General features: G+C 31.3%; 22 protein-coding genes. 3 read left to right on the forward strand and 19 right to left on the reverse strand.

Annotated elements, in window-relative coordinates:
- Window positions 1-4: 4 nt before the first annotated feature.
- Entirely contained in the window at window positions 5-1,468 is a 1,464-nt protein-coding gene (locus JAO71_RS00685) for an ankyrin repeat domain-containing protein (RefSeq protein WP_202998439.1), read from the reverse strand.
- Window positions 1,469-2,377 carry a DUF6607 family protein gene (locus JAO71_RS00690; protein ID WP_202998440.1) on the reverse strand — a complete coding sequence of 303 codons (909 nt, stop codon included), beginning with the start codon at window positions 2,375-2,377 and terminating at the stop codon, window positions 1,469-1,471. It lies immediately after the preceding gene.
- A gap of 92 nt (window positions 2,378-2,469) precedes the next feature.
- Here JAO71_RS00690 and JAO71_RS00695 point away from each other — a divergent pair, with 92 nt between their 5' ends.
- Both JAO71_RS00695 and JAO71_RS00700 read left to right on the forward strand, forming a co-directional pair.
- The gene (locus tag JAO71_RS00695) at window positions 2,470-4,629 is read left to right on the forward strand and encodes a TonB-dependent receptor plug domain-containing protein (RefSeq protein ID WP_202998441.1); all 2,160 of its coding nucleotides are present in this window, start codon (window positions 2,470-2,472) and stop codon (window positions 4,627-4,629) included.
- The gene (locus tag JAO71_RS00700; RefSeq protein WP_116823650.1) at window positions 4,626-5,822 is read left to right on the forward strand and encodes an HmuY family protein; all 1,197 of its coding nucleotides are present in this window, start codon (window positions 4,626-4,628) and stop codon (window positions 5,820-5,822) included. The genes JAO71_RS00695 and JAO71_RS00700 overlap by 4 nt, the downstream gene beginning before the upstream one ends.
- Before the next feature lie 109 nt (window positions 5,823-5,931).
- Here JAO71_RS00700 and JAO71_RS00705 read toward each other — a convergent pair whose 3' ends face one another.
- The 8 genes from JAO71_RS00705 to JAO71_RS00740 all read right to left on the reverse strand — a co-directional run bounded on the left by JAO71_RS00705 (window position 5,932) and on the right by JAO71_RS00740 (window position 15,113).
- On the reverse strand, window positions 5,932-6,522 hold the full coding sequence (locus tag JAO71_RS00705; protein WP_116823651.1) for a TetR/AcrR family transcriptional regulator: 591 nt from the start codon (window positions 6,520-6,522) through the stop codon (window positions 5,932-5,934).
- An 18-nt stretch (window positions 6,523-6,540) separates the two neighbouring features.
- On the reverse strand, window positions 6,541-7,959 hold the full coding sequence (locus tag JAO71_RS00710; RefSeq protein ID WP_202998442.1) for an efflux transporter outer membrane subunit: 1,419 nt from the start codon (window positions 7,957-7,959) through the stop codon (window positions 6,541-6,543).
- 4 nt (window positions 7,960-7,963) lie between these two features.
- Window positions 7,964-11,101, reverse strand: coding sequence for an efflux RND transporter permease subunit (locus JAO71_RS00715; protein WP_202998443.1), 3,138 nt, complete (start codon window positions 11,099-11,101; stop codon window positions 7,964-7,966).
- A gap of 22 nt (window positions 11,102-11,123) precedes the next feature.
- Window positions 11,124-12,254 carry an efflux RND transporter periplasmic adaptor subunit gene (locus JAO71_RS00720; protein WP_116823654.1) on the reverse strand — a complete coding sequence of 377 codons (1,131 nt, stop codon included), beginning with the start codon at window positions 12,252-12,254 and terminating at the stop codon, window positions 11,124-11,126.
- An 11-nt stretch (window positions 12,255-12,265) separates the two neighbouring features.
- Entirely contained in the window at window positions 12,266-12,769 is a 504-nt protein-coding gene (locus tag JAO71_RS00725) for a GbsR/MarR family transcriptional regulator (RefSeq protein WP_028291540.1), read from the reverse strand.
- A 174-nt stretch (window positions 12,770-12,943) separates the two neighbouring features.
- A complete protein-coding gene (pheS, locus tag JAO71_RS00730; protein WP_116823655.1) occupies window positions 12,944-13,963 on the reverse strand; it encodes a phenylalanine--tRNA ligase subunit alpha in 1,020 nt (339 codons plus the stop codon).
- A gap of 113 nt (window positions 13,964-14,076) precedes the next feature.
- On the reverse strand, window positions 14,077-14,490 hold the full coding sequence (locus JAO71_RS00735; protein ID WP_028291538.1) for a lipocalin family protein: 414 nt from the start codon (window positions 14,488-14,490) through the stop codon (window positions 14,077-14,079).
- Window positions 14,491-14,756: 266 nt separating this feature from the next.
- Window positions 14,757-15,113, reverse strand: coding sequence for a hypothetical protein (locus JAO71_RS00740; protein WP_028291537.1), 357 nt, complete (start codon window positions 15,111-15,113; stop codon window positions 14,757-14,759).
- A 51-nt stretch (window positions 15,114-15,164) separates the two neighbouring features.
- Here JAO71_RS00740 and JAO71_RS00745 point away from each other — a divergent pair, with 51 nt between their 5' ends.
- A complete protein-coding gene (locus tag JAO71_RS00745; RefSeq protein ID WP_116823656.1) occupies window positions 15,165-15,707 on the forward strand; it encodes a CvpA family protein in 543 nt (180 codons plus the stop codon).
- On the opposite strand, the gene JAO71_RS00750 is transcribed toward JAO71_RS00745, so the two are convergent.
- From JAO71_RS00750 to JAO71_RS00790, 9 genes are all read right to left on the reverse strand, one after another.
- Window positions 15,708-17,570, reverse strand: a complete 1,863-nt coding sequence (locus JAO71_RS00750; protein WP_116823657.1) for a SulP family inorganic anion transporter — start codon at window positions 17,568-17,570, stop codon at window positions 15,708-15,710.
- 105 nt (window positions 17,571-17,675) lie between these two features.
- On the reverse strand, window positions 17,676-18,359 hold the full coding sequence (locus JAO71_RS00755) for a DUF2490 domain-containing protein (protein WP_202998444.1): 684 nt from the start codon (window positions 18,357-18,359) through the stop codon (window positions 17,676-17,678).
- 14 nt (window positions 18,360-18,373) lie between these two features.
- Complete coding sequence (locus JAO71_RS00760; protein WP_028291533.1) at window positions 18,374-19,000, reverse strand: carbonic anhydrase family protein; 627 nt, start codon at window positions 18,998-19,000, stop codon at window positions 18,374-18,376.
- A 29-nt stretch (window positions 19,001-19,029) separates the two neighbouring features.
- Window positions 19,030-20,607 carry a SulP family inorganic anion transporter gene (locus JAO71_RS00765; RefSeq protein WP_116824522.1) on the reverse strand — a complete coding sequence of 526 codons (1,578 nt, stop codon included), beginning with the start codon at window positions 20,605-20,607 and terminating at the stop codon, window positions 19,030-19,032.
- A gap of 96 nt (window positions 20,608-20,703) precedes the next feature.
- Window positions 20,704-20,988 carry a hypothetical protein gene (locus tag JAO71_RS00770; protein WP_028291531.1) on the reverse strand — a complete coding sequence of 95 codons (285 nt, stop codon included), beginning with the start codon at window positions 20,986-20,988 and terminating at the stop codon, window positions 20,704-20,706.
- Between the two features lie 59 nt (window positions 20,989-21,047).
- Window positions 21,048-21,803 carry a tetratricopeptide repeat protein gene (locus JAO71_RS00775; protein WP_116823658.1) on the reverse strand — a complete coding sequence of 252 codons (756 nt, stop codon included), beginning with the start codon at window positions 21,801-21,803 and terminating at the stop codon, window positions 21,048-21,050.
- Window positions 21,804-21,838: 35 nt separating this feature from the next.
- The gene (locus JAO71_RS00780; RefSeq protein ID WP_202998445.1) at window positions 21,839-23,623 is read right to left on the reverse strand and encodes a BatD family protein; all 1,785 of its coding nucleotides are present in this window, start codon (window positions 23,621-23,623) and stop codon (window positions 21,839-21,841) included.
- Window positions 23,624-23,649: 26 nt separating this feature from the next.
- Window positions 23,650-24,501, reverse strand: a complete 852-nt coding sequence (locus JAO71_RS00785) for a tetratricopeptide repeat protein (protein WP_202998446.1) — start codon at window positions 24,499-24,501, stop codon at window positions 23,650-23,652.
- Window positions 24,502-24,558: 57 nt separating this feature from the next.
- Window positions 24,559-25,596, reverse strand: coding sequence for a VWA domain-containing protein (locus JAO71_RS00790; protein WP_028291527.1), 1,038 nt, complete (start codon window positions 25,594-25,596; stop codon window positions 24,559-24,561).
- Window positions 25,597-25,600: the final 4 nt, after the last annotated feature.

Raw genomic sequence — 25,600 nt, forward strand, 5'->3', positions numbered from 1 at the left:
GTAATTATTTTAAAAAGTTTAATGACACTCCTTTTTTAGACAATAATTCGTTTTCTGAAGCTAAGTCAAAAACGGTTTCGTCAAAAGATGTTTTTATATTTTTATCGGCTCCTAAAGATAATAAGTATCTAATTACTGTAGTGTCCTGTGCTTTCATAGCTGCTAAATGTAACGCAGTGTAACCTTCACTATTTATAGCATTAACGTCTACATCAAACTGAGCGATTTGCTTTAAAAAGTTAGTGTCATTTTTATCTAAAGCTAAATGTAATAGCGTGTTTCCGTTTTTTTGAGGCGTAGTAAAGTCTAAACCATTGCTTTCTAAAAGCTGTAATTTAGTCTCAAAAGATTTAGCATTTCTTGGACTGTAAGACTCTATTAAATAGTAAGCTAAATTATTACCTTTAGCATCTGTAACATCGATTTTTGCATTTTTAGATAGTAACAACTTAACAACATCTGTACTATTATTTTGGACTGCTAATATTAATGCTGTTTGTCCTTTTTTGTTAGTATACTCAATGTTATCAGCTTTACTTAAAAGTGTAGTAACAACCTCAACAGAATTGTTTTTAACTGCATTTAAAAACGGAGTGTTACCATTTTTATCTGCCGCATTTACGCTTACACCATTTTCTATAAAGTAGTTACTAACCGCTACATCTTTACTTTTAGCAGCTGTATTATGCAATGGAGTTAAGCCTTCAATTGTTTTAACATTAGGTTTTAAACCAATACTTTCTAGGTATTTATATACTTCAAGACCATTTGTTTTACCACGAGTCCCTTGACTTGCAAAAATAAATGCTTGATCATTACCTTTTAAACCTTCTTTAATTAAGCCTTCTAAAACTTCAATATTACCTGTTTTAGCAGCGTAGTTAAAGATTCCGTTACCGTTATTATCTACGCTTTTTACGCTAATACCTTTATGAATAAAGTAGTTTGATAACTTGATATTGCTTGGTGCAGCTAACAACATAGCGTTTGCACCATCATGGTTTACGTCTTTTTTTAAATCTGCACCATTATCTATACATAACTCATATACTTTAGTGTTGGTTTGTCCTGCATTTGCAGCAAAATTTAATACAGTATATCCATGGTCATCTAAAATATCTGTTTTGGCACCTTTACTAATAAGGTATTCCATTATTGTATCATTACCAGCGTAAGCTGCCCAAAAAATATAAGTACGACCGTCGTGAGTTAACTTATTTACATCATTCCCTTCTTGAGACAACATAAACTTTAAAACATCATTAGGTGCAGATTGCAAAATAGCATACACCATTGGGTCAAAATTATTATTATTTAATTGTGTTGGGTCATTACCTTTTGCAATCTCAGATTGTACTGTTGCAACAGAAACCGTTGGATTCCAAAATTTTCGGTTTAATAATATATTGTCTTGTGCTGTGATTTGTATACTTATTAAAAGTATAACTACTGTAATTAATTTTTTCATTTATTTAATTATAAAACTTTCTATTAATGGATTTATTTGCGCTGATGTAGAGTAGTTTTCATCATCAAACAAGTATTTAAACAATACTTTATTATCAACTTTAGCGTGTAAAGCTAAATTTTGTTGTCTTGCAAAAACTTCATTCCATTTTGTTCTTACTTTAGCCCATTTTTCTTGGCTATTTTTCCACCAATCTTGTGCAGCTTGACAACGATTATCGTCTACTTTAACATAAGTATTATATCCTTTTTCTTTTGCTAAAACTACGTCTTCTTTTCCTGTTTCTCTAATTAGTTTTTCGTTATCTTGATCGTGTAACCATCCATATTTGGTAATCTCATGTCTATTACCTCTTAGGGTTACATTATAATCACTTCTTTTAGTATACTCACGTCTTGGTAAAGGAGCAGTTGTTGTGTTTTCCCAAAAACTTTTACCATCTACATGTACCCAAGTTGCAGACCCTTCATAACGTGGACTATCGTCTACTTGATAAACTTTTTGAGTCCATTGGTTTTTAACCTCTTTTTTAGGTTTAGATTGGTATGTCCATTTATTATCTCCGTTAAACATGTAAAAATCGGTGTTTTCAAACAACCAATCTTGTCTCCAATGCTTAACAATATGTGGAGCAGTAGGACTACCTACTTGTAATAAGTGCTGGATTGAAATTTTATCATCACTATCCTCTACCAATTGAGCCCATTCTAATCCTGAAGCTATCTTAGTGTCAGAGGGTTTGTATAACGAATCTTGACTATAGTTAAATGTTTCGGTAAAATTAAAGGTTACTTCGTAACAACCACACATGCTTTTAATAGCATTTTGATCTTGCTTTTTCTTGTTTTGAGCAGTTACTGATAATGAAAATACTATTAATAGTAATGGTAAAGTTGATAATTGTTTCATTTTTAGTTGTTTATAGTTTTATTTAAAAATAATTCATTCTTATTTAGACTGAATTAAAATAAGATATATATTTGCAACAAATTTAATCAAGAATGATTCTAAATAAAAACTATTTAACGGTTTATTTTATATTTTTTTGTGTAGTAATCCTTTCTGCACAAGAAAAAATAAAAGACACTACTAATATTGAAGTTTTAGAAGAAGTAGTCATTACTGGAGAAAGCAATGTTATGTCTTTAAGTAAAAAGCTTTTTACGGTTAATACCATAAAGAGAAAAGATATAGAAAATGTAGCTGGAAATACATTAGCAGATGTACTATTTAATAACTTAAATATTTCTATTAATCCTGACGCATCCAACGGTAAATCTACTGTTAGTTTATTTGGATTAGATGGTCAGTATGTAAAAATATTAATTGACGGAATACCTATTATAAGTGATAATGGTGTTGGTAATAACATAGATATTACACAAATAAATTTAGATGATGTGGAACGTGTTGAGATTGTTGAAGGCTCAATGGGTGTTTTATATGGTGATAATGCAGTTGCTGGAGTTATTAATATTATTACAAAAAGAGGGCTAAAAGACAATGGTTGGGAGCTTCAACTAGCATTACAAGAAGAATCTGTAGGTAACGAATTTGAGTTTTTTGATAAGGGAAGACATATTCAAAATTTTAAAGCTACTAATCAAGTTAATGATAAATTATCCTATTCAATTGGTGCTTCTAGAAACGATTTTGCAGGTTTTTATAATACTTATAAAGGTCCAAATTATGTAAACATACAAGATGGAGCTGTTGTTAATGATGGTTTGCGTGGTACAGAATGGAATCCTAAAGATCAAATTACAACCTCTTTAAATGTTGATTTAGATCTAGGTAAACATAACATATTTTACAAATTACAGTATTTTAATGAAAATCTAGACATCTATAATAGATCTGTTAATGGGCGTTATGAAGACGGAAGACTTAATCCAACCGCTTTAGATAAAAATTACAACACTAATAGATGGGTAAGTAATTTAAACGCATCTGGTAGCTTAATTGGTGATACAAAATATAATGTATCACTATCCTATCAAAATCAAAAACGAAACTATAAAGAGTATGTTTACAACATTTTAGACCAAAAAACAGAATCTGTACAAACCGATGCTGTTAGCCAATCAAGTAACATTTGGTACTCCAAAGCTTTTGTAAATAATATTATACCAAATTCTGAAATCTTTAATTACCAATTAGGTTATGAATTTACTAATCAAACAGGTTTTGATGCCATAGCTACAGGAAACTACTCTAATGATGTCGTAAAAAATACAGTAACAAATTATGAGTTATTTAGCATCACAGAGTTTAATGTAAACAAAAAATTATCTTTAAATCCTGGAGCTAGATTTACGCATAGTTCGCAATTTAATAATCATCTTATTTGGTCATTATCTTCAACCTATGATTTTACAGAAAAACTAAAATTAAAAGCTGTTGTTGGGTCTGCTTACAGAGCACCTAATTTTGAAGAACTTTTCTTCTATTTTGTAGACTCTAACCATAATGTAAGAGGAAATCCTAATCTACAACCTGAAGATGGACTATCCATTTTTGTTAACCTAAAGGATAGTTATAAAATTAATAAAAATGCTTATTTAAAAACAGGGTTTAATACGTTTTATATTGACTTAAATGATGCTATTGCCAGTGTAACTTCAGAGGATGATGATGGTCGTGTTTTATTTACACAAGATAACATAGATTACAGTAAGCGTTTAGGATTTACTTTAGACAATAATTTTATTTATAAAAACTGGAATATTGGACTAGGAGCTACATACTTAGGGACAACTAACGCAATAAACAAATCACTTAATAGCACATCTGATTATTTATGGGCTTTAAATCTTCAAACCTCAATTAATTATCAGATTGAAAAGTGGAACACTAACATTTCTAGCCAACTTAAATACAACGGTAAAACACAAGGTGTCTTTAATGATACTAACGGAGAATTATTTATTGGTGAAACTGATGCATACACCTGGTTAAACTTATCTATAAAAACAAATATAACGCCTAAATTATCTACAACATTAGGTGTAAGAAACCTTTTAGATGTTGTAGATATTAATACAGGTATTTCCGCAGGTGCTCATTCTGCGTCTACCTCAACTTCTAGATTGATTGGTAACGGTCGATCATATTTTTTAAAACTAGCCTATAATTTAAACTTTAATACAAACAAAAAATGAAAAACAAATTTTTAACTTTAATAGTCTGCTTAACTGCATTAACTTTTACAAACTGTAGTAGTGATGATGATAGCACAAACCCTACAATAACTCCAACTCCTGCTTCTACAGGTGGAATAATTGATCCTACAATTGGTGGTTTTAACCAATCAAATCGTGTCTATTTTGATTTAAGTACAGGTGAAGAAGTAGCAGTACAACGTGATACTTGGGAACTGGCTGTTTATAATGGATTAGAAAACAGAGTGTATCTTAATAATTCATTATTAGTATCTGCTGCTGAGTTAAGCGGTATTACAGATATTACATCTGTTACAGAAACTACAGAATTAAGTACTCCTATGACTTTAAACACATATGATGCAACTCAAAATCAACAAGATAATATAACAGTAACTGTAAACACGGTCTCAGAATTAATGCAAGGTCTACCAATTAGTTATTCTCAATATGGTAATCTTGATGAAGGTATTTCTTTTACAGATAGTAAAGAAGGAGAATTGACAGGAACTGCATTTGGAGAAATTTCGACAACTGATAGTGAAAACAATGTTTATATTGTAAACTTAGGTAACCAAATACCTACTGAAGAGAATGGAGGATTAAATCATGTTGGAGAGGCTAGAGGTTTTATGAAAGTTAGAATCCTAAGCGACGGAAACACTTATACCATTCAATACGCAGCATTAAGTAATACAACAGACTTTTCTGAAATTACCGTAACTAAAGATAGTAGTTACAATTTAACTGGTGTAAGTTTAACTAATGGTCTAATAATAGAAACAGAACCAATATCTTCTAACTGGGATTTAGATTTAGGAGGTGTGTTTTCTTATTATGGATCACAAGGTCTTGATGCTGGATTAACTTATTCAGATTATACTTTACATAATACATTAAGTGCTGTAGGCGTATACCAAATTGATGTAGAAGATGACACAACACCAACTTATACTAATTTTTCATTTAGTGATATTAACGAAGCTAATTTAGTATTTGATAATCGTGCATACATAGGAAGTGCTTGGAGAAGTGTTGATTATTTAACAGGTGAAACTACTGTTACTGCAAACAGATATTACATAATAAAAGATACTGATGGTAACTACTATAAATTAAGATTTACAGCTGTTGAAAGTGAAACTGGAGAAAGAGGGAATCCTCAATTTCAATATGATCTTTTAATTGAATAAATCTATATTATAACAAACCAAAATTGGTCTTTAAATACCTAAATTGGTTTACTTACACAAAAAAAGCCTTAACAGTTCTGTTAAGGCTTCTTTATGCTTAAAATTCAAGTTATAAATATTTATTAGTGTAATTATCACTTGTAATACCTTTTAAATTATAAAGCACTAAGTGTTTAAACAATACTTCTTTTGTATAAATTTCAAACAAGTTATTCTCTTTAAAAACAAGATTATCTATTCTAAAAAAATAGATTCTCACTATTAATTCAATATCAATTTCGCGTCTTATATCTCCTTTTATTTGTGCTTCAATAAGTAAATCTTGTATGGTTTTATGCGCTAATTCTTCAGAAAAATTATCGAACAACAAACTTGCTTTAGGATAATATTTTTGTAATCCAAAAATAAAAGAGGGTTTAAAGTATTTTAAATACTCAAACCCTCTACGGTAAATTAAAATAACACACAAAACAGGATCTTTACCATTGCTATTAACAATCCTATTTATATCGGTTTTATACTCGTTTAATAAAATTTCTAGACTTGATTTCACCAAGTCTTCTTTGTTTTTAAAAAAAGAATAAATAGTTTTTTTAGATATCCCAAGCTCAGTTGCTAAATCGTCTAAAGTAACGTGTTTACTACCAAATCTTGTAAACTTAGTTATAGCACATTGTAACAATTGAGTTTTTGTTATCATTTCTTTTTTATTACATTATTATTTCCATCCACCACCAAGCGCTTCATATAAATCTACAACAGACACTAGTTGTTGTAATTGGCTGTCAATAATATTAAGTTCGGCATTTAAAGCACTTTCTCTTGCTGTTAATAAGTCTAAATAGTTAGCATAACCATTTTTAAGTAACTCGTTAGAATTGGCTTCGGCTGTACGTAACGCTTCCACCTCATTTTTTCTAAACTCAAACTTTTTAGTTTCGGCTTTGTATGTATATAATGCATTAGATACTTCACTTCCTGCTACTAACAAGGTTTGTTTAAACTGAAGTAAAGCTTGTTCTTGTTGTGCAAAAGCAACTTCTTTTTGAGTTTTTAACTTACGTTGATTAAAGATAGGCTGCGTAATTCCACCTATAATATTTGCGAAAATTGAATTAACATTAATTAAATTATCTACATCCAAGCTTTCTAATCCTCCAGAAGCGGTTAATGTTAATGAAGGATATAAATTACTTTTAGCAACATTAGTTAACTCAAACGAATTTATTAAACCATATTCTGCAGCCATAACATCAGGTCTGTTACTTAATAACGTTGCAGGAACACCCAATACGATATCTTGATCTATATTTTGAATGTCTAAACTGCTTCTTTCAAAAGTTTGTGGTGTTTTACCTAATAAAATACTTAGCGTATTTTCAGTTTTAAAAATAGCGACTTCAATATCTACTTGTAAAGCTTTAGCACTATTGTACTGTGCGATATTTTGGTCTACTGCGACTTGTGTTACCTGTCCAGCATCTTTTAAAGCTTTAATGGTTTTTACACCACTTTCTCTAGTTAAAATAGTTTGTTTAGTCACTTCTAATTGTGCATCTAAAGCCAATAAATTATAGTATGTATTCGCAATACTAGAAATTAATTGCGTTTTTATTGCTTGATGTCCTGCGACACTTTGTAAGTAAGCAGCTTGTGTTGCACGTTTGTTACTTCTAATTTTCCCCCAAATATCTGCTTCCCAAGATAAATTAGCTGTAATATCATACGTATCTAATCCACCACTAAAAATTGAACCAAATTGGCTATTTTCTGAAAACTCTTGACGTGTGTAATTAGCTCCTACATTTGCAGAAGGCAAGTAACCTGCTTTTCCTTGTTTAGCATAAGCTTGTGCTGCTAAAATTTGCTGCAAAGCAATACGTACATCCATATTATTTTGCAAACCTTCTGCTATGTATTGCTGAAGGTATTGGTCTGTAAATAAATTTTTCCAAGAGACATCTGCTATAGATACGCTATCTGTTGGTAAATTATCTGTTCTATAAAGCGCTTCTGTTTCTGCTTTTAAATCTGGTCTCACATAATCTTGAGCTACAAAACAACTTTGTAGTGTTAATGCAACGATTAGTATTAGTACACCTCTACTAATTTTTTTATGTTTTAAATTACTTTTCATTGTCTTAATATTCAATAGTTTGTAATGTTGGTTTTCCTGAAATTTTTTCTTGTAACCATTGGAAAAATATAAATAAGATAGGAATAACAAAGACTCCTAAAATGGTACCAATAAGCATTCCGCCTGCTGCTCCAGAACCAATAGAGTTGTTTCCTTCAGACCCAACACCTGAAGCTAAAGCTAAAGGCATTAATCCCAAGATAAAGGCAAACGATGTCATTAAAATTGGACGTAAACGTGACTTAGCACCATCTATCGCTGCATCTACAATACTTTCTCCTTGTTTTCTTCGCTGTAAAGCAAACTCAACAATAAGTATGGCATTTTTAGCCAACAAACCAATAAGCATGATTAAGGCAATCTGGAAATATATATTGTTTTCTAACCCTAAGAATTTAGTACTTATATAGGCACCAAATACACCAAATGGTAATGATAATACTACAGCAAATGGTAGCAAGTAACTTTCGTATTGTGCACTTAATAAAAAGTATACAAATAAGATACTTAATATAAATATGAACGTCGTTTGGTTTCCTGCGTTTACCTCTTCACGTGTTAAACCTGAGTAAGCAACTGTATAATTACTTGGTAGTTTTGCTACCTCTTCCTCAATAACTCTAATAGCATCACCTGTACTATAGCCATCGTTAGTAGCACCAGAAATCATGGTAGAATTAAAAAGGTTAAAACGTGTTACCGATTGTGGACCATACACACGCTCTAAGGTTACAAACTGTGTAACAGGCGTCATCTCGCCAGAATCTGTACGCACAAACATGCTGTTTAAGGCATTCTCGTCTGCTCTATCTTCTGGTAATGCTTGAATGTATACCCTATATTGTTTTCCAAATCTAGAAAAATCAGATGCATAAATTCCACCTATATAACCTTGTAATGTTGAAAATATACTATTAACAGAGACACCTTTTTCCTTTGCTAATGGTACATTAACTTCCATTTCATATTGAGGATAATTAGTACTAAAAGAAGATTGTGCATATTTAATTTCTGGATGACTCATTAAAGCCATAGAAAAGTCTTTATTGACTTGATCTAAATCTGTAAACTCACCACCAAATTTATCTAATAAATTAATTTCGAAACCTGATGAGTTACCAAAACCACGTATACTTGGAGGTGAAAAGAATATAATATTGGCATCTGGTATTCCTGCTGCTACACCAAATAATTTTCCTGTAATAGCTTGCGCTGATAACGACTCGTCTTCACGTTCATCCCAGTTTTTAAGTTTTATAATACCAAAACTATAATTACTACCAGCACCACTTATTAAACTTCTACCTTTAATAAAGTTAACAGCTTCAATACCTTCTATACCTTCAATTTGAGCATATAATTTTCTTGAAACAGCATCTGTTCTATCTAATGATGCTCCTGGAGGTAATTCGATGTTTGCAAAAACAATTCCTCTATCTTCATTAGGTACAAAACCTGTTGGAGTTGTCATTGAAGCCCAATAAATACCAACACCTGCAATAATTAATAGTAATACTGAAACAAATTTTCTTTTATATAAAAACTGTAATGATTTACCGTATCTATTAATGGTTGCATTAAATCCACGGTTGAATAAGGTATAAAAACGTTTTAATGGTCCTTTTCCTTTTAGATCTTCATCTTCTTTATGTTCTTTTAATAATAAAGCACATAATGCAGGACTTAAGGTTAATGCATTTACTGCCGAAATTAAAATGGCAATAATTAACGTAACACCAAATTGCTCATAAAAAACACCTGTTGGTCCAGTAATAAACGTAACTGGAATAAATACCGCTGCCATTACCAAGGTAATTGAGATTATGGCTCCAGAAATTTCGTTCATTGCAGTTAATGTTGCTTTTTTCGGGTTGTGTTCTCCTTCGTCCATTTTAGCATGAACAGCTTCTACAACAACAATAGCATCATCTACTACAATACCAATAGCAAGTACTAAGGCAAACAATGTTAGTAAGTTAATAGAATAGCCAAAAACATTTAAGAAGAAGAAGGTACCTATAATAGATACTGGTACTGCAATTGCAGGAATCAATGTAGAACGGAAATCTTGTAAAAAGATAAATACTACTAAGAATACCAATAAAAAGGCTTCTAATAATGTGCTAATTACTTTTTCTATTGAAGCGTTTAAGAATAAACTGGTATCGTATGGTACAAAAATGTCTAAACCTTCAGGAAGATCTGCTTTTACATCTTCTAAAGTCACTTTAATGTTTTCAATAATTTCTTGTGCGTTAGATCCTTTAGTCTGGAAAATTCCCATAAAAACTGCTGGATTACCCATACTCATGGCATTAGATGAGTATGATTGTGCATCTAACTCAATAGTTGCCACATCTTTTAAGCGTAAAAATTCTCCGTTTCCTAAAGCTTTAATTACAATATCGCTGTATTGCGCTTCGTCTTTAAAACGACCACTATAGGTTAATGTATATGAAAATGATTCACCATTATTTTCACCTAAAGAACCTGCTGCTGCTTCTAAATTTTGCTCTGCTAAAGCTGCAGTAATATCTGAAGGTATTAAGTTATAAGACGCTAATTTTTCTGGATTTAACCAAACACGCATAGCGTAATCTTGTTGTGAAAATACACTAACATCTCCAACACCACTAATACGTTGCATTGCTGGAATAACGTTAATTTTTAAGTAATTCTGAATAAATGTAGCGTCGTAGTTATCGTTTTCAGAATACATAGAAATAAACATCAAAGCACTGGTTTCCTGCTTTTGTGTTACAACTCCTGTTTGTGTTACCTCTTGTGGTAGTAATGGTGTGGCTCTAGCTACACGGTTTTGAACGTTTACAGCTGCAATATCGGCATCTGTTTCTTGATCAAAATATACCGTAATTTCGGCAGTACCATTATTTGATGCTGTAGAGGTAATGTAAGTCATACCTTCTACACCATTAATTTGCTCCTCGATAGGAACAATAACGCTCTCTAAAACGGTCTCTGCATTTGCACCTGTGTAATTTGCAGTTACTTTAATAGTTGGTGGTGCAATATCTGGATATTCCTCTATTGGTAAGGTAGTTATACTAATAACACCTAGCATAACTATGATAATAGAGATTACTGTTGAAAGTACTGGTCTTTCAATAAATGTTTTTAACATGATAAATATGTTTGGTGTTTATCTAATTTCTAAATAATGTTGCAACCGGCTTAATAGCTTCTTCAAAAGAAGTTTCTTGAGGCGCAATTGCCATACCGCTTCTTAGTTTTCCAATACCAGATACTATAATCTTGTCGTTTGCTGCTACACCAGACTCTACAACATATAAGTTATCTACAGTACCTTTTACTTTTAAAATAGAAGTCTCTACTTTGTTATTTTCTCCTAATTTGAAAATCATAACATTACCTTGTTGCTCAAAAGTTGCAGTTTGTGGTACAACGATAGCATCTTTATACTCTATTGGAAATTTAATTTTTCCGCTGTTTCCGTTGGTTAAAATTTCGTTTGGATTATCAAAAGCTGCTCTAATTTGAATAGTACCTGTACTTTGGTTAATCTGTCCTGTACTGGTTTGAATACGTCCTTTTTCAGAATACTCCTTACCATTCGCTAAAACTAAAGTTAAGTCTGGCGAATTTTTAATACGCTCTGCTTTGTTTTGACCTTCTGAGCGTTGTAAATGATCGATATATTGTGCTTCGTTAAAACTAAAAAAAGCATATACTTGATCTATTTGGCTAACTGTTGTTAATGGAGTTGCATCACTTGGGCTAATTAAAGCACCTTCTCTAAAATTAATGGCTCCAACAAACCCATCAATAGGACTTTTAATGGTGGCATAACCAATATTTGCAGTTACACCACTATAATTAGCTTTAGCTTGAGCTAAATTAGCTTTAGCTGTTTCTAATTGTACTGGACTAATAATATTTTTTTCTACTAAAGGAATTAGTTTATCAACCTCTACCTGTGCCACATTAACGCGTGCTTTTGCTGCTCCTGCATCTTGACTTAACGATTGTGTTTCTAATTTAAAAAGCACTTGTCCTTTACGTACTTTTTGACCTTCGTCTACGTATACTTTTTCTACATAACCAGAAGTTTTTGCCCTAACATCACTATTAACTTTACCCTCTATTGTTGTTGGATACTCTGTATAACCTGTAACGGTTTTTGTTTGTAATTGCGTTACAGGAAAAGGTGCTGGAGGAGCCTCTACAACAGGTTTATTTTGGTCTTTACTACCACAACTTACAATGACTAAGAATACACTTAGTGATAGTATTGTTAATAATTTATTATGTCTCATTTTTTACTTTATTAAATATTGAATTGATTGTCTGTTATTTTTACTCTTAATGCTTTAATTGAATCTGATGCACCATCTATAAATTTGATATAATCATCATGAAAACTTAAATCAAATTTTTCATCATTATTTTTAATTTTAGTATTATTGATACTTTCTTTATAGTCTTTAATTTCTACGTGTATTTTACGCTCTTCATCCCAATGACTAACCATATTATCTATATGCTGAATGATGGTATCTTTTTTTATTACAAAATACTTTTTACGATCTCCCGTTTTTGTGAAGTATTGAATCTTGTTTAAATCTTGTAAATGATTAAGGTGCGTTGATATAGTACTCTTACTTGCACACAATACAGTTACCATTTCTTCAAATGTGGTCCCTTTTTTACCTGTTAAAATGATATAAGCTAAAATACGTGCAGCAACAGGTGCTAATTGCTCTCTGTTTTCTAAATGAACGCCTAACTTTTCAACCAAGCTCATTTTTTGTTTGCAGATTTCTTCTTTCATTATTAAATAATTTTAGTTCTATTTAGGAATATGAAGTTTACAAAACCTAAATCCATTGCAAATTTATATTTTAGTTCGGAACAAACCGAACTAAACGAAGTTAAAGTGTTGTTAAATAAAAAAGCCAACTGTTAACAGTTGGCTTTTAATATTATTTATTTGAATATCAATACTCTATAATGCAGATTTAAATTGCTCTAAAAATCTAACATCATTTTCGCTTAACAATCTTATATCGCTAATTTGATGTAATAACATGGCTATACGATCTATACCTACTCCAAATGCAAATCCAGAATATTCTTCTGCATCAATACCGCAATTGGTTAACACATTAGGATCTACCATACCACAACCTCCAATTTCTAACCATCCTGTTCCTTTTGTAATTTTGTGATCTGTTTCTGTTTCAAGTCCCCAATACACATCAATTTCTGCGCTTGGTTCTGTAAACGGAAAGTATGAAGGACGTAATCTAATTTTAGATTTACCAAACAACTCAGTTGTAAAGTATTGTAAAGTTTGTTTAAGGTCTGCAAAACTAACATCTTTATCAATATATAAACCTTCTACTTGATGGAAAAAACAATGCGAACGTGCAGATATTGCCTCATTACGGTACACTCTACCAGGAGAAATTGTACGTATTGGTGGTTTGTTATCTTCCATATATCTTACTTGTACAGAACTGGTATGCGTACGTAATAAAATATCTGGATTAGTTTGTACAAAAAACGTGTCCTGCATATCTCTTGCTGGATGGTATTCTGGTAAGTTTAATGCTGTAAAGTTGTGCCAATCATCTTCAATTTCTGGACCTTCGCTTACATTAAATCCAATGTTAGAAAATATATCTATAATTTGATTTTTAACTATAGATATTGGATGACGTGATCCTATTTGTATTGGCTCTCCTGGACGTGATAAATCACCACTAATTCCAGCGTCTTGTGTATTGTTTTCTAGCTCTTCCTTTAAAGCGTTAACTTTATTTTGAGCTGTATTTTTAAGGGTGTTGATTACTTGACCAAATTCTTTTTTCTGATCATTTGCAACATTTTTAAATTCGGCAAAATATTGCTTCACAATACCTTTTTGTCCTAAAAGCTTTATTCTAAAGGCTTCTATGTCTTCTTTAGTTTCAGCTTTGAATGCTTCTGCTTCTGCAATTAATTCTTTAATCTTGTCTATCATAATCTTTTGTACTGAATTTATTTCAGGATCTAAATGGTTAGCAAATCTAATGATTTTTAGGCATAAAAAAACTCCTTATTATAAATAAGGAGTTTAATAAATAATAAGTTTACTTATATTTTAATATACACATCTCTATAAGTTATACCACCATCTACATCTTCAAAATACAATGTATTACCATCAAAATGAACTTCACTAGTTACAGTTTCTCCATCAAAGGTCGTAGAATAAAAGCCATTCCCAACATTTTCCCAGGTACCATTAGTAGTTCCTTCTATTTGACAATCATCATTCGTATCTAGTTCGTAAAAAGTTGACATAAAATCCCCATTTTCAAAAACTTGAAATGTTGACTGAGTTTCACAATCTTCTAAAACAATTTCTGTTCCATCTTCAAAGTATTTGTAATATTGCCAAGTTGCAATAAACGGGTCTTGGGTTATTGAATCTCCATTATCATCATCATTTCCACAAGAAAAAAGTATAAGTGAAAATAGGCTAAATACTAAGGTTAATTTTTTCATTATTTACAAATTATAAGATTAATTTAAAACAAACATATATCTTTTATTAGTAATTGTAAGTATTAATACTTTATATATTTAGTTTTTTATTAACTAGAAACATTCAATTAACTGTGCTTGACATACTTATATCTTTTTGTTAGATAGTAAATTAAAAACGTCGTGATTTGCGTTAGGGATGGAGGCATTTGTTGAAGCTCTTTTATTTGCCTTAAAGCAAATTAAAAGCGACTGCCGAGAGCGCGACCCTTGGGTAACGCCCAAAATTATTTTATATACTGAGTTTCTATAAAATAATTTACAATGGCTTCTTTCATTAAAATACTTTGTTCTCCTGCTTTTAAGTGTGGTAATGTTTCTTTTGCTTTATAGTGTGGCCAACCGTCTTTATCAACAAAATCAAACTCGTAGTAACCATATGGCGTTAGTAGTTTGCAAATTGCTATATGCATAAGGTCTAATTTGTGGTCTTTTTTAAATTTACGCTCTAATTGTCCTAATTCTTGTACGCCAATTAAGTATATAATTGCGTCCAAATCTAAGGTGTCTCCATCTGCAAATTGGGCTGATAGTTTGGTTACTACTTCGTCCCAACGTTGTTTTAGTTCTTCGTCTCTTGCCATAATAATTTTAAAGTCGCAAAGTTAATTTATATTTGTCTAAAATCTAACTTTATGGCTTTAATTGATATTGTTTTAGGTGCTTTGCTTTTATTTGGTTTAGTACGTGGTTTATTTAAGGGACTTTTTGTTGAGCTTGCCTCTATTGTTGCCTTAATTGCTGGTGTTTATGGTGCAATCCATTTTAGTTATTTTGTTGCTGAATTTTTAATGGATAAAACATCATGGAACGAGAAAACAATTAATACCGTTGCTTTTGCAATTACCTTTGTAATTATAATTTTGGTGATTAGTTTGGCAGGAAAAGCATTGACTAAATTGGCAGATTTTGCGTCTTTAGGTATTTTAAATAAGCTTTTAGGTGCTGCTTTTGGTGTTTTAAAAGTGGGGTTAATTTTAAGTGTTCTTCTTATTGTTTTTGATAAAATGAATAACGCCATCCCGTTTGTTGAGGATGACGATATTGAAAATTCTATTTTATACTCTCCTGTTAAGTCATTGGCTCCTATGGTTTTTCCGACGATAATTAAATCTGACGAAGACAATAGCAATCCAATTATTGATCCTTCTGAACCTACTAACGATAGTGACGTTTAATTAAACAACGTTTTTTACATTTGACTTTACCCAATTTAAACACGTATTAAAGTCCTTGAATATGTGTTGATTTGGTATTAAATCTGGAACAATATCTATACGCTCCATCATGTATCGTGGTTGCTTTGCAAGGTCTACAAATAGCACATCAATATTTCGTCTTTTTAAGTCTAGTAAAACATCTTCCATTGCGTATAAACCAGATTGATCTATATATGGCATACGTCCTAATCTAATCACAACTTTTTTAGCTGTTGGTGGTATTTGCTTTGCTAACTGTTGGAAGTCTGAGGTTGATCCAAAAAATAGTGGTCCTTTGATGTGTTTTATAAAAACTTCTTCTTTTAAATCTGATGGAAAATCGCCTTCATCGTCCCAAGCTTCTTCTTTTAATGGTTTTACATCTGAATGTTGAGCTGTTAAATCACCTATTTTTTTCATAAAAAACAATGATGCTATAACTAAACCAATACCTACTGCAAAAATTAAATCCCATACACTAGCCAATACTAAAACAATAAACATGATTAATACTTCTGAGCTAAGTTTAACAGGACCAATTTTCATGTCTTTAGGCATAGCAGCTATTGCTTTTAGGCCTTTATAATCCATCACACCTATACCTACAGTAATTAATATTCCGGCTAATACTGCTGCTGGTATTTTGGATGCTATTGGACCTAAAGCTAATAATACAAATAACAACATTACACCAGCTATCATACCTGATAATTTAGTACGTCCTCCTGCATTAATATTAACAACAGTTCTAATGGTTGCTCCTGCTCCTGGAATACCTCCAAAAATGGATGCTATACTATTACCTATACCTTGACCTATTAATTCTTTATTAGGATTATGGTTGGTTTTAGTCATATTATCTGCTACAACGCTTGTTAATAAGGAGTCTATTGCACCTAACATTGCTAATGTTAATGCTGTGAATATATATGGTGAAATACTACTAAAGCTAAATCCTGTTATTATCTCAAAATTTGGAATTGGTAAACCTGAAGGTATTTCTTCTATTGGTTTGTAACCTAAACCGAAGCCATAAGCAACTCCTGACACGACTACTAATGCAACTAATGCACTTGGTATTTTAGTTGTGATTTTTTTAAAACCATACACAATAAATATTGTTGATAATGCTAATGTTAACTCTAACCAATTTATATTTTGAAGTGCTCTTGGTAAGACTTTTAAAGTACCCAAAACACCAGACGATTTAGCTTTGGCAATAGTTTTGGCTTCTTTATCAATACTAGCTGTTGTAATTGCTTCTGCCTTAATAATGGTTTGTTTAAAGTCATCTATTACTAAAGTCCTTTTACTAGCATCTTCATTTAAATAATTTTGAAGTATAACTTCTTCTGCTTCTGCATTAAATTGGCTTACATATGCTGTATCCTCTTTTGGATAATAACCAATTGATGGTAAAATTTGAGTTACTAAAATAATGACTCCTATAGCTGTCATAAACCCTGAAACTACTGGGTATGGTATATACTTTATGTATTTACCAAAACCTAAAACACCTAATCCTACTTGCACTAAACCTGCTAATAAGAAAACGGATAAAATATAAGGTAATGCTTTAGTGACATCACCATCATTAGTTGCTATAATACCTGCAATAACAACCATACTTACAGCTGTCATTGGTGCAGTTGGACCAGAAATTTGTGTTGCTGTACCACCAAAAAGTGCAGCAAAAAAGCTTATAAAAATGGCTCCATATAAACCTGCACTAGGTCCTAAACCTGAGGATACTCCAAATGCTAAAGCTAGTGGTAGTGCAACAATACCAGCTGTTATACCTCCAAAAGCATCTCCTTTTATATTACTAAATAAACGTTTCATTAATTTATATTATTAGATTGGTTTTTACAATGTACTACTTTTTTAGCATAAAAAAAGCCGACAATAAGCTATCGGCTTTAATTTACACTATAATAATGTTGCCTTTTAAAAATTTACGAAGGCTATTATATTTATTTGGTCTCGGCTTGAGGTTTCAAAAAACTGATTCATGTAACCTAATTCTAAACGTAGTTGTTTAGAAAACTGATATCCTAAACCACCATATAATCTGTTACGATCAAATATAGAGGTTTTTGTGTTTAAAAAAATCTCGTTATAAGCTGAAAGGTATAAAGGATTATTACCATCTGGTTTATTTTGAAGCGGAACTTTTAATCCTAAAAAATACCTGAAACGCATTTTAAAATCTTCTTCTACAAAACGTTGCTCGAAACGATAACGATGGCTTAAACCTATGCTACCTATTTTTTGTTTTGTAGTAAATTGCTGAAAAATACGATGCTCGTTTACTGATACTTTTTTGTCTGTATCTCCAACATAGTTTTCTGACAAAATGTAACCATAACCTAATAGTAGATTATTATTGTTTTCGGTTAAATTATATCCTAAACCTGTTCTTAACAACAATTGTTCTAGATCTCCTACAGCATCATAGTTTCTATATTGGACTTCATTATGGATATTCCATCCGTTTTTTAACTGCTTACTACCTATATATATTAACCAATTTCCTAAATTACTTTCTTGACTTAGACCGTAAAAAGGCAACACTAACATAAATGTTAGTGTTGCTAAAATGGTTTTTATTTTGAATTTAAATATATGCATTACTATAAAGTCTATTAATAAAACTCGACAGCTCCTGTATTAATATCATACATTGCTCCAACTATTTTAATTTCACCGTTTTTTTCCATTTCACTTAAAATTGGACTTTCTGCGTGAATTCTGTCAATTGTTAATTGTACGTTTTTCTTAGAGACTTCATCAACAAATGCTAAATTTTTAGAATTACGTTGACTCTCATCTTTAGGCTCTGTAACAGCATTTACAGCAGGATTAATCTTCTCGATTAACTTAGTTAAGTTACCCATTTCTGCATGATCACATGCTCCTTTTATTGCACCACAGCTGGTATGTCCTAATACAACAACTAGCTTTGTTCCTGCTAATTTACAACCAAACTCCATACTACCTAAAATGTCTTCGTTTACAAAATTACCTGCAATACGTACACTAAAAATATCTCCTAATCCTTGATCAAACACTAACTCGGCAGACACACGTGAGTCTATACAACTTAAAATAGTTGCAAATGGGAATTGTCCTTCACTAGTATCGTTTACTTGTTCTAGTAAATTACGGTTAGCTTTTAAATTACTTTGAAATCTTTGATTTCCTTCTTTTAAAAATTGTAATGACTTTTCAGGAGTCATTGTAGCCTGTGTTTCTTTAGTATGTGCTTTCATCAATTTGTGTGTTTTTAATTTTTAGTAAGTTATGATGTTATTGGTCTTAGTTTAAAAAACTCTATAAAACTATCTGGGTTTTCAACAACACCACGTTCTGAAATAATTTGAATATCAATATTTCTTTCTTTTGCTTTAAATGCAAAATCTTCTAAGATTTCAATAATATCATTATCTAGATATCTGGTTTTTCTAACATCAATTTCAAGATATGTATCTATTGGTAACGCTTCCAATTCTTTTAAAATAGCTCCTTTATTAAAAAAAGTAACCTCTTCTGCTAATGTCATCTTAATTGTATGTTTACCATCGCTTTTATCTTCGATATTTAAGAAATGTGAGTTTTGATAGCTTTTAATTAAAATAACTGCAATACCAACTAATAATCCTAAACCGATTCCCCATAATAGATCAATAAATACAATACCTAATACTGTAACAACAAATGGTATAAATTGCTTCCAACCCATATCATACATTTTTTTAAACAATCCTGGTTTTGCTAACTTGTAACCTACTATTAATAATACAGATGCCAAAACTGATAATGGTATCATGTTAAGCAATCTTGGAATTAATATTACCGAAATTAATAATAAAAAACCATGTATAATAGCAGACAATTTACTGCGACCTCCAGATTGTATATTTGCCGAACTACGCACAATTACTTGAGTAATAGGTAAACCTCCTATTAAACCAGAAATAATATTACCTGTACCTTGGGCTAATAATTCGCGATTAGTAGGTGTTACATTTTTATGTGGATCTATCTTATCTGTTGCCTCTACACACAATAACGTTTCTAAACTTGCTACTAATGCTATAGTAAAAGCTACTAACCATACTTGTGGATTTGTAATAGCAGAAAAATTAGGAAAACTAAATTGCCCTATAAATGAAGCTGCATCCTCAGGTACTGGAACACTAACTAAATGAGAAGGATTTATAGCTAAACTTGAACCTTGAGTTACTACATAAAATACGATACCTAAAACAACCGCAACTAAAGGACCTTGTATTATTTGAAAAATTTTACCTTTTTTAGACAATACTTTGTCCCATAATAGCAAAATAGCTAAACCAATAAGACCAATTACCATGGATCCCATTGTGATATTATCTGTGATATTCAATATTGCCGAGAATGTATTTTCTCCAGAAGTTTCTAAAAAACTATCTGCTCCTTCTGGCTCTGCATCGTACCCAAAAAAGTGAGGGATTTGTTTTAATATAATTATAATACCAATACCTGTCAGCATCCCTTTAATAACAGATGAAGGGAAGTAATATCCAATAATACCAGCTTTTAAGACTCCAAATACAATTTGAATAACTCCTCCTAAAACAACTGCTACTAAAAAGTTTTGGTAACCACCTAAACTACCTATTGCAGTTAAAACAATTGCTGCTAATCCAGCAGCAGGACCACTAACACCAATTTTAGAGCCACTTAAGGCTCCAACTACTATACCTCCTATTATTCCAGCTATTAACCCTGAAAAAAGTGGCGCACCACTGGCTAAAGCAATACCTAAACATAATGGTAATGCTACAAAAAATACGACAATACTTGCAGGTAAGTCATTTTTTAATGTTTTAAACATATCTAAATTCATTTTTACCATTAAGAACTTGCTTAATGGATATTTTAATAATTAATTAAATAGACTCTAAAAAAAAGTCTAGTGGATCTGTAATTACTAAATGAATTCGGGAGGTGGAGATATTAAATTTAGGTGAGGTTTTGGATAACTCTTAGAAAAATACTCTAGTATATTATCATCATCTGAATGTTCTGATAAACTATCTTCTAAATCTTGCACTATAAAAATCAAGCTAACATTTTTATTTTCTTCCTCTTCTTCTGACAAGCTATAAAACTCGGACATGTCTACAGAATCATCTATAGCAACAATTATTGATGGAGCTGTAATTAAGCCCACAAACAATAATATAAAAAATATGGAAATTAGCTTTTTATGCATTTTTCTTGTTGATAAAAACAAATATAATGCTAAAGCTTCACTTAAACGTTAAGGATTATTTAAAAATTATTCAACAATTTAATATCTGTTGCTATAATCCATCCTACTTTACCGTCTGCAATTTTAATTTTTTTCCAGTTATTAATAGTATCTAAAACTTGCACTTTAGTACCTTCATGTAATACAAAAGCTTTGTCACCACCTAGGTTTGGCTCTGATTTTACTTCACTTTCTTGAGCAAAAACTATTGCTGGATTATCTTTTTTATCTAAAGCTTGTTTTTGAAATGCTAAACTTAAACTTGTTAATGATAAAAACAAAAAGACAACACTTAAAGTAAAGGACAGCCTTTTAAAACTAGTACTAAAAGTAAAGTAGTACACTAAAAATAAAATCACAAAAGCTATCATTAACACTACTGCTAATCTTGCCCAACTATCAAAAGTCAATAGGTTTGTTATTTTATTAAAAAATCTTGACAAACCAATTTTAGGCACAGGCTGTATAGCATCAACAGTCATTTTTTTAGCATAAACGATGTTGTTTAAAACCTCTTGGTCATTAGGGTTTAACTGCAAGGCTTTTTCATAATAATAAATACTTGGAGCAATGTTATTAAGTTTATAGTGCGCATTAGCTAGGTTATAGTAGACCTCAGCTGCATGTTGCTTACTGTCTAATATAGATTGATACTTAGTTATAGCTTCTTTATAATTACCGTCGGTATATAATGCATTGGCTTGTTCAAAAACAGATTGATTTTGAGCAGCTAAGCTTCCGAAGAAAAAAAGAAATATGTAAATTATATGTTTCATTTTAAGGGTTTCCGCTTAAGCGGAAATAAAACAGGTTATTTAATTTGCTTGTCTATTAAGTTTATTGTCGTAGCAGACTTTTGATAATCTTGCTGCATTGTCACTGTTGTTATAGGTGTATAACGCGCAAGGTTACAGTTTTCTAAAATCGCTTCAAAGTCCTTGATAACATGATCTTCTACTCCTTTTTCTTTTAACAAACTTGTGATTTTTTCTGTACTTAAATCCGAAGTCTGTATAGACAGCCTTCCTTTTAAGTAATTATGTAATGCTTTTTCAAGCGCAATGTAAAAGGCTTCTTTTTGACCTAATGCTTTTTTAGCTTCGGTTAAATACTTTTTAGCTAATCTATCTGCTTTACGTTTACGGTTACCTGTAACATCTGCTAGTCTTTCTTCACGCTTTCTTCTGTAGACTAATGCTAACGGAATTGCTAATAATGGTCCTACTAAACTTGTCCAGAATATAGGTGAATTTAAAAAAGTTTGATTTTTTTTATTTTGAAAATTAGCCTTCGTTTTTATAAAAGCAAACTGATCTTCATTTAAAGTAACTGCTTGTTTTCCTGTACTAGAAACTGGTAAATTATTATCATCTTCTGCATAAACAGGACCTTCAATAACATTTACAACAATATCCTCTGAGGTTATTTCTTTATATGTTTCGGTTTTTAAATCAAAATATGAAAAGCTTACAGATGGTATTGGAAATTTACCTTTGTATTGAGGTATAATTGTATAACTATCTGATATTGAACCTTGCATGCCACCAGAATACGTTCTAACATTTTCTTGATGTTCTGGCTCATAAACCTCTAAAGTACTTGGTGTCTTTAATTTAGGTAACTCAAATAATTTTAAATTTCCTTTTCCTGAGACTAATATTTTAGCCTGTAAAGACTCGGTTGCATTTAAACTATTTTTGGATGCAGTTACATTAAATTTAAAATCTCCAACTGCTCCTGTAAAATTATCTGGTTTACCATTTTCGGGTAATGCTTTTACGTCTACAGTTCTGGTACTGGCACTTATAGTTCTGTGAGCTTGAGTTGTTATTCTATTACCAAAAATGTCACGTCTATTGGTTGGTACTTCAAGGGTAATATCAAGACTAATAGGCTCAATGGTTAATTTACCAGTTTTTTGAGGGTATAAAACGGTTTTTCTTAAAGTTACAAATCTATAATCTTCACCTTTATAGGTTCCGTTTTTAATTTTCACACCTTTATCGTCTAAACTTTGGCTCCAAAAACCATCAAATTTAGGACTCTCAATTTCGCGATAATTACTAATACCTGTTCTTGGTGCGACATACAATTTGTAAACCACAGTAATAGGTTCGTTTAAATAAGGGCTACTTTTAGAAACCTCTGTTACAAGATGAATATTTTCTTGAAGTATGTAATCAGGATCATTTGGATCTTCAGGTTTTTCTTGTGCTTTTGTTACTTTAACTGTTATTGGTTTTGTTGTGTAAGCCACACCATCAACTTCTATTTTAGCTGTATTAATGGTGAAAGTCCCCATTTTTTTTGGTGCTAAAAAATAGCTATAGATTTTAGTAAATCTACGTTGCTTACCATCCCAATAATTACTAACGGATTGGTTTGGTCCACCTACAACAACAAAGTCTGAAAAACTTGGAGGCACAAAATTATCTCCATCTTTATTCATTTGAAAATCGACACGTAACCGCTCGTTTAATGCCAAACGTTTTTTACTAACTTTAGCTTGAAACGAAACTGTATCACTATCCTGTGCGACTACAAGTGTTGTCGAGCAGGTCAAAAAAACAACTAATATGTATTGTAATAATTTCATATAATTTTGCAAATATAGGGATTTACTTACCAATCCTTATCAGTCTCTTGCTTTGCACCTTTAACTTTTTGGGCGTTAATTTTTTCTTGAACCTTTTGTTCTTGATTATTCATAGCTTCTAACAAATTTTTAATTTGTTGAGGCGACATTTGTCCTGGTTGTGGTTGTTTTTGCTGATCTTTTTGATCGCCTTCTTTTGGATCTTGTTTCTTATCATCTTTAGGATCTCCTTCTTTATCTTCATCTTTATCACCTTCCTTTTTATCTTGCTCTCCTTGATCTTTTTGATCTTTATCTTCCTGCTCCTTTTCGTTATTTTCTTTTTGATCCTTATCCTTGTTCTCGTCTTTATCCTTGTTATTTTCTCCGTCCTTATCGTCCTCTTGAGGCTCGTCATCTTTCTGATTTTTAGCACACTCTTTTGCTATTGCAAAGTTGTATCTAGTCTCATCATCTGTAGGCATACTTCTTAAAGCATTTTTATAGGCTTCAACTGCTTCTTTACATTTTTTTTCTTCCATTAAAATGTTACCAATATTATGGAAGGCTCTATGTTTTTCTTGTTTAGTTACAGCATTTTTAGCTGCTTGTTGATGTCTATATAAAGCTTCTTCAAAATTACCTTTTTTAAAATATTGATGTCCCAAATTATAAGCTCCTACTGCTTGTTTTGGTTGTAAAGACAATGCTTTACGATATTCCATTTCGGCTTCAACAAAAGCGTCATTATTAGCCAAGTCATTTGCATCAGCAACATAACTTTGTGCTTTTAACTCCTGCTTTAAAGCTGCTTTTTGTTCTGCTGTTATCTCATCAGCATCTTGAGCTATTGTAGTAATAGATAACAGTAATATTATAAAGGTAAAAATATTTTTCATTTAAATTTATTAACTCGTAAATATACTAAAGACTTAAAAGTGTTGATGTTAAGGGTTTTATAAATTCTCGTTAAATAGGTTTAATTTTTTTAGCCAAGCTGTTTTTCTTTCTAATAAGAAAATATCGATAAAAAATAACAGTATTGCTAAACCTAAAAACCATTGAAATTGATCTTTAAAATCTGCAATTTGTTGTGCTTCAAATTCTTTTTTATCCATTTTATTTAAAAGGTCTTTAACTTGTTTTACAACCTTATCTGTTATGGCTCCATTAATGTAAGTACCGTTAGCTTGACTAGCAATATCTTTAAGAGTTTGCTCGTTTAGTTTAGTAATAACGGTTTCGCCTTGTTTGTCTTTTTTATAACCTAACAATGTGCCTTTACGCCTTAATGGTATTGGACCACCTTTAGCATTTCCTACACCAATTGTAAAAATCTTAATCCCTTCTTTACTTGCTTCTTCAGCAACCGTTATAGCGTCTTCGCTATGATCTTCACCATCAGAAATAATCATTAACACACGATTAGTCTGTTGGTCATCATCATAATACGTTTTAGCTAAATTTATAGCTTCGTTAATGGCTGTTCCTTGAGAGGATAACATGTCTGTATTCATGTTTTGTAAAAACATTTTTCCAGCTGCATAGTCTGTTGTAATTGGTAACTGCGGAAATGCTTTTCCTGCGTAAGCAATAATACCTACACGATCACTACCTAAATTATCCATTATTTTGGATACCAATTGCTTTGCTTTTTCAAGTCTACTAGGTTTAATATCTTCTGCCAACATACTTTTAGAAACGTCCACAGCAAATACAATATCAACACCTTCGCGTTTAATGGTTTCTAATTTAGTTCCTACTTTTGGATTGACCAAAGCAATGCTTAAACTAGCAAAAGCCAAACAGATTACGACTAACTTTAATACCGATTTAAACAAAGATTGTTCTGGGCTTAAACGTTTTAATAACCCTTTATTAGCAAACTTTTTTTGTGTGCGTTTTTTCCAATACTGAAGCAACAAAAAGAAGACAACTAAAACTGGTACTACCAGTAGCGTCCAAAACCATATTTTTTCTTCTATTTGAAACATTTAT

This window comes from Olleya sediminilitoris (assembly GCF_016785945.1).
GTDB lineage: Bacteria > Bacteroidota > Bacteroidia > Flavobacteriales > Flavobacteriaceae > Olleya > Olleya sediminilitoris.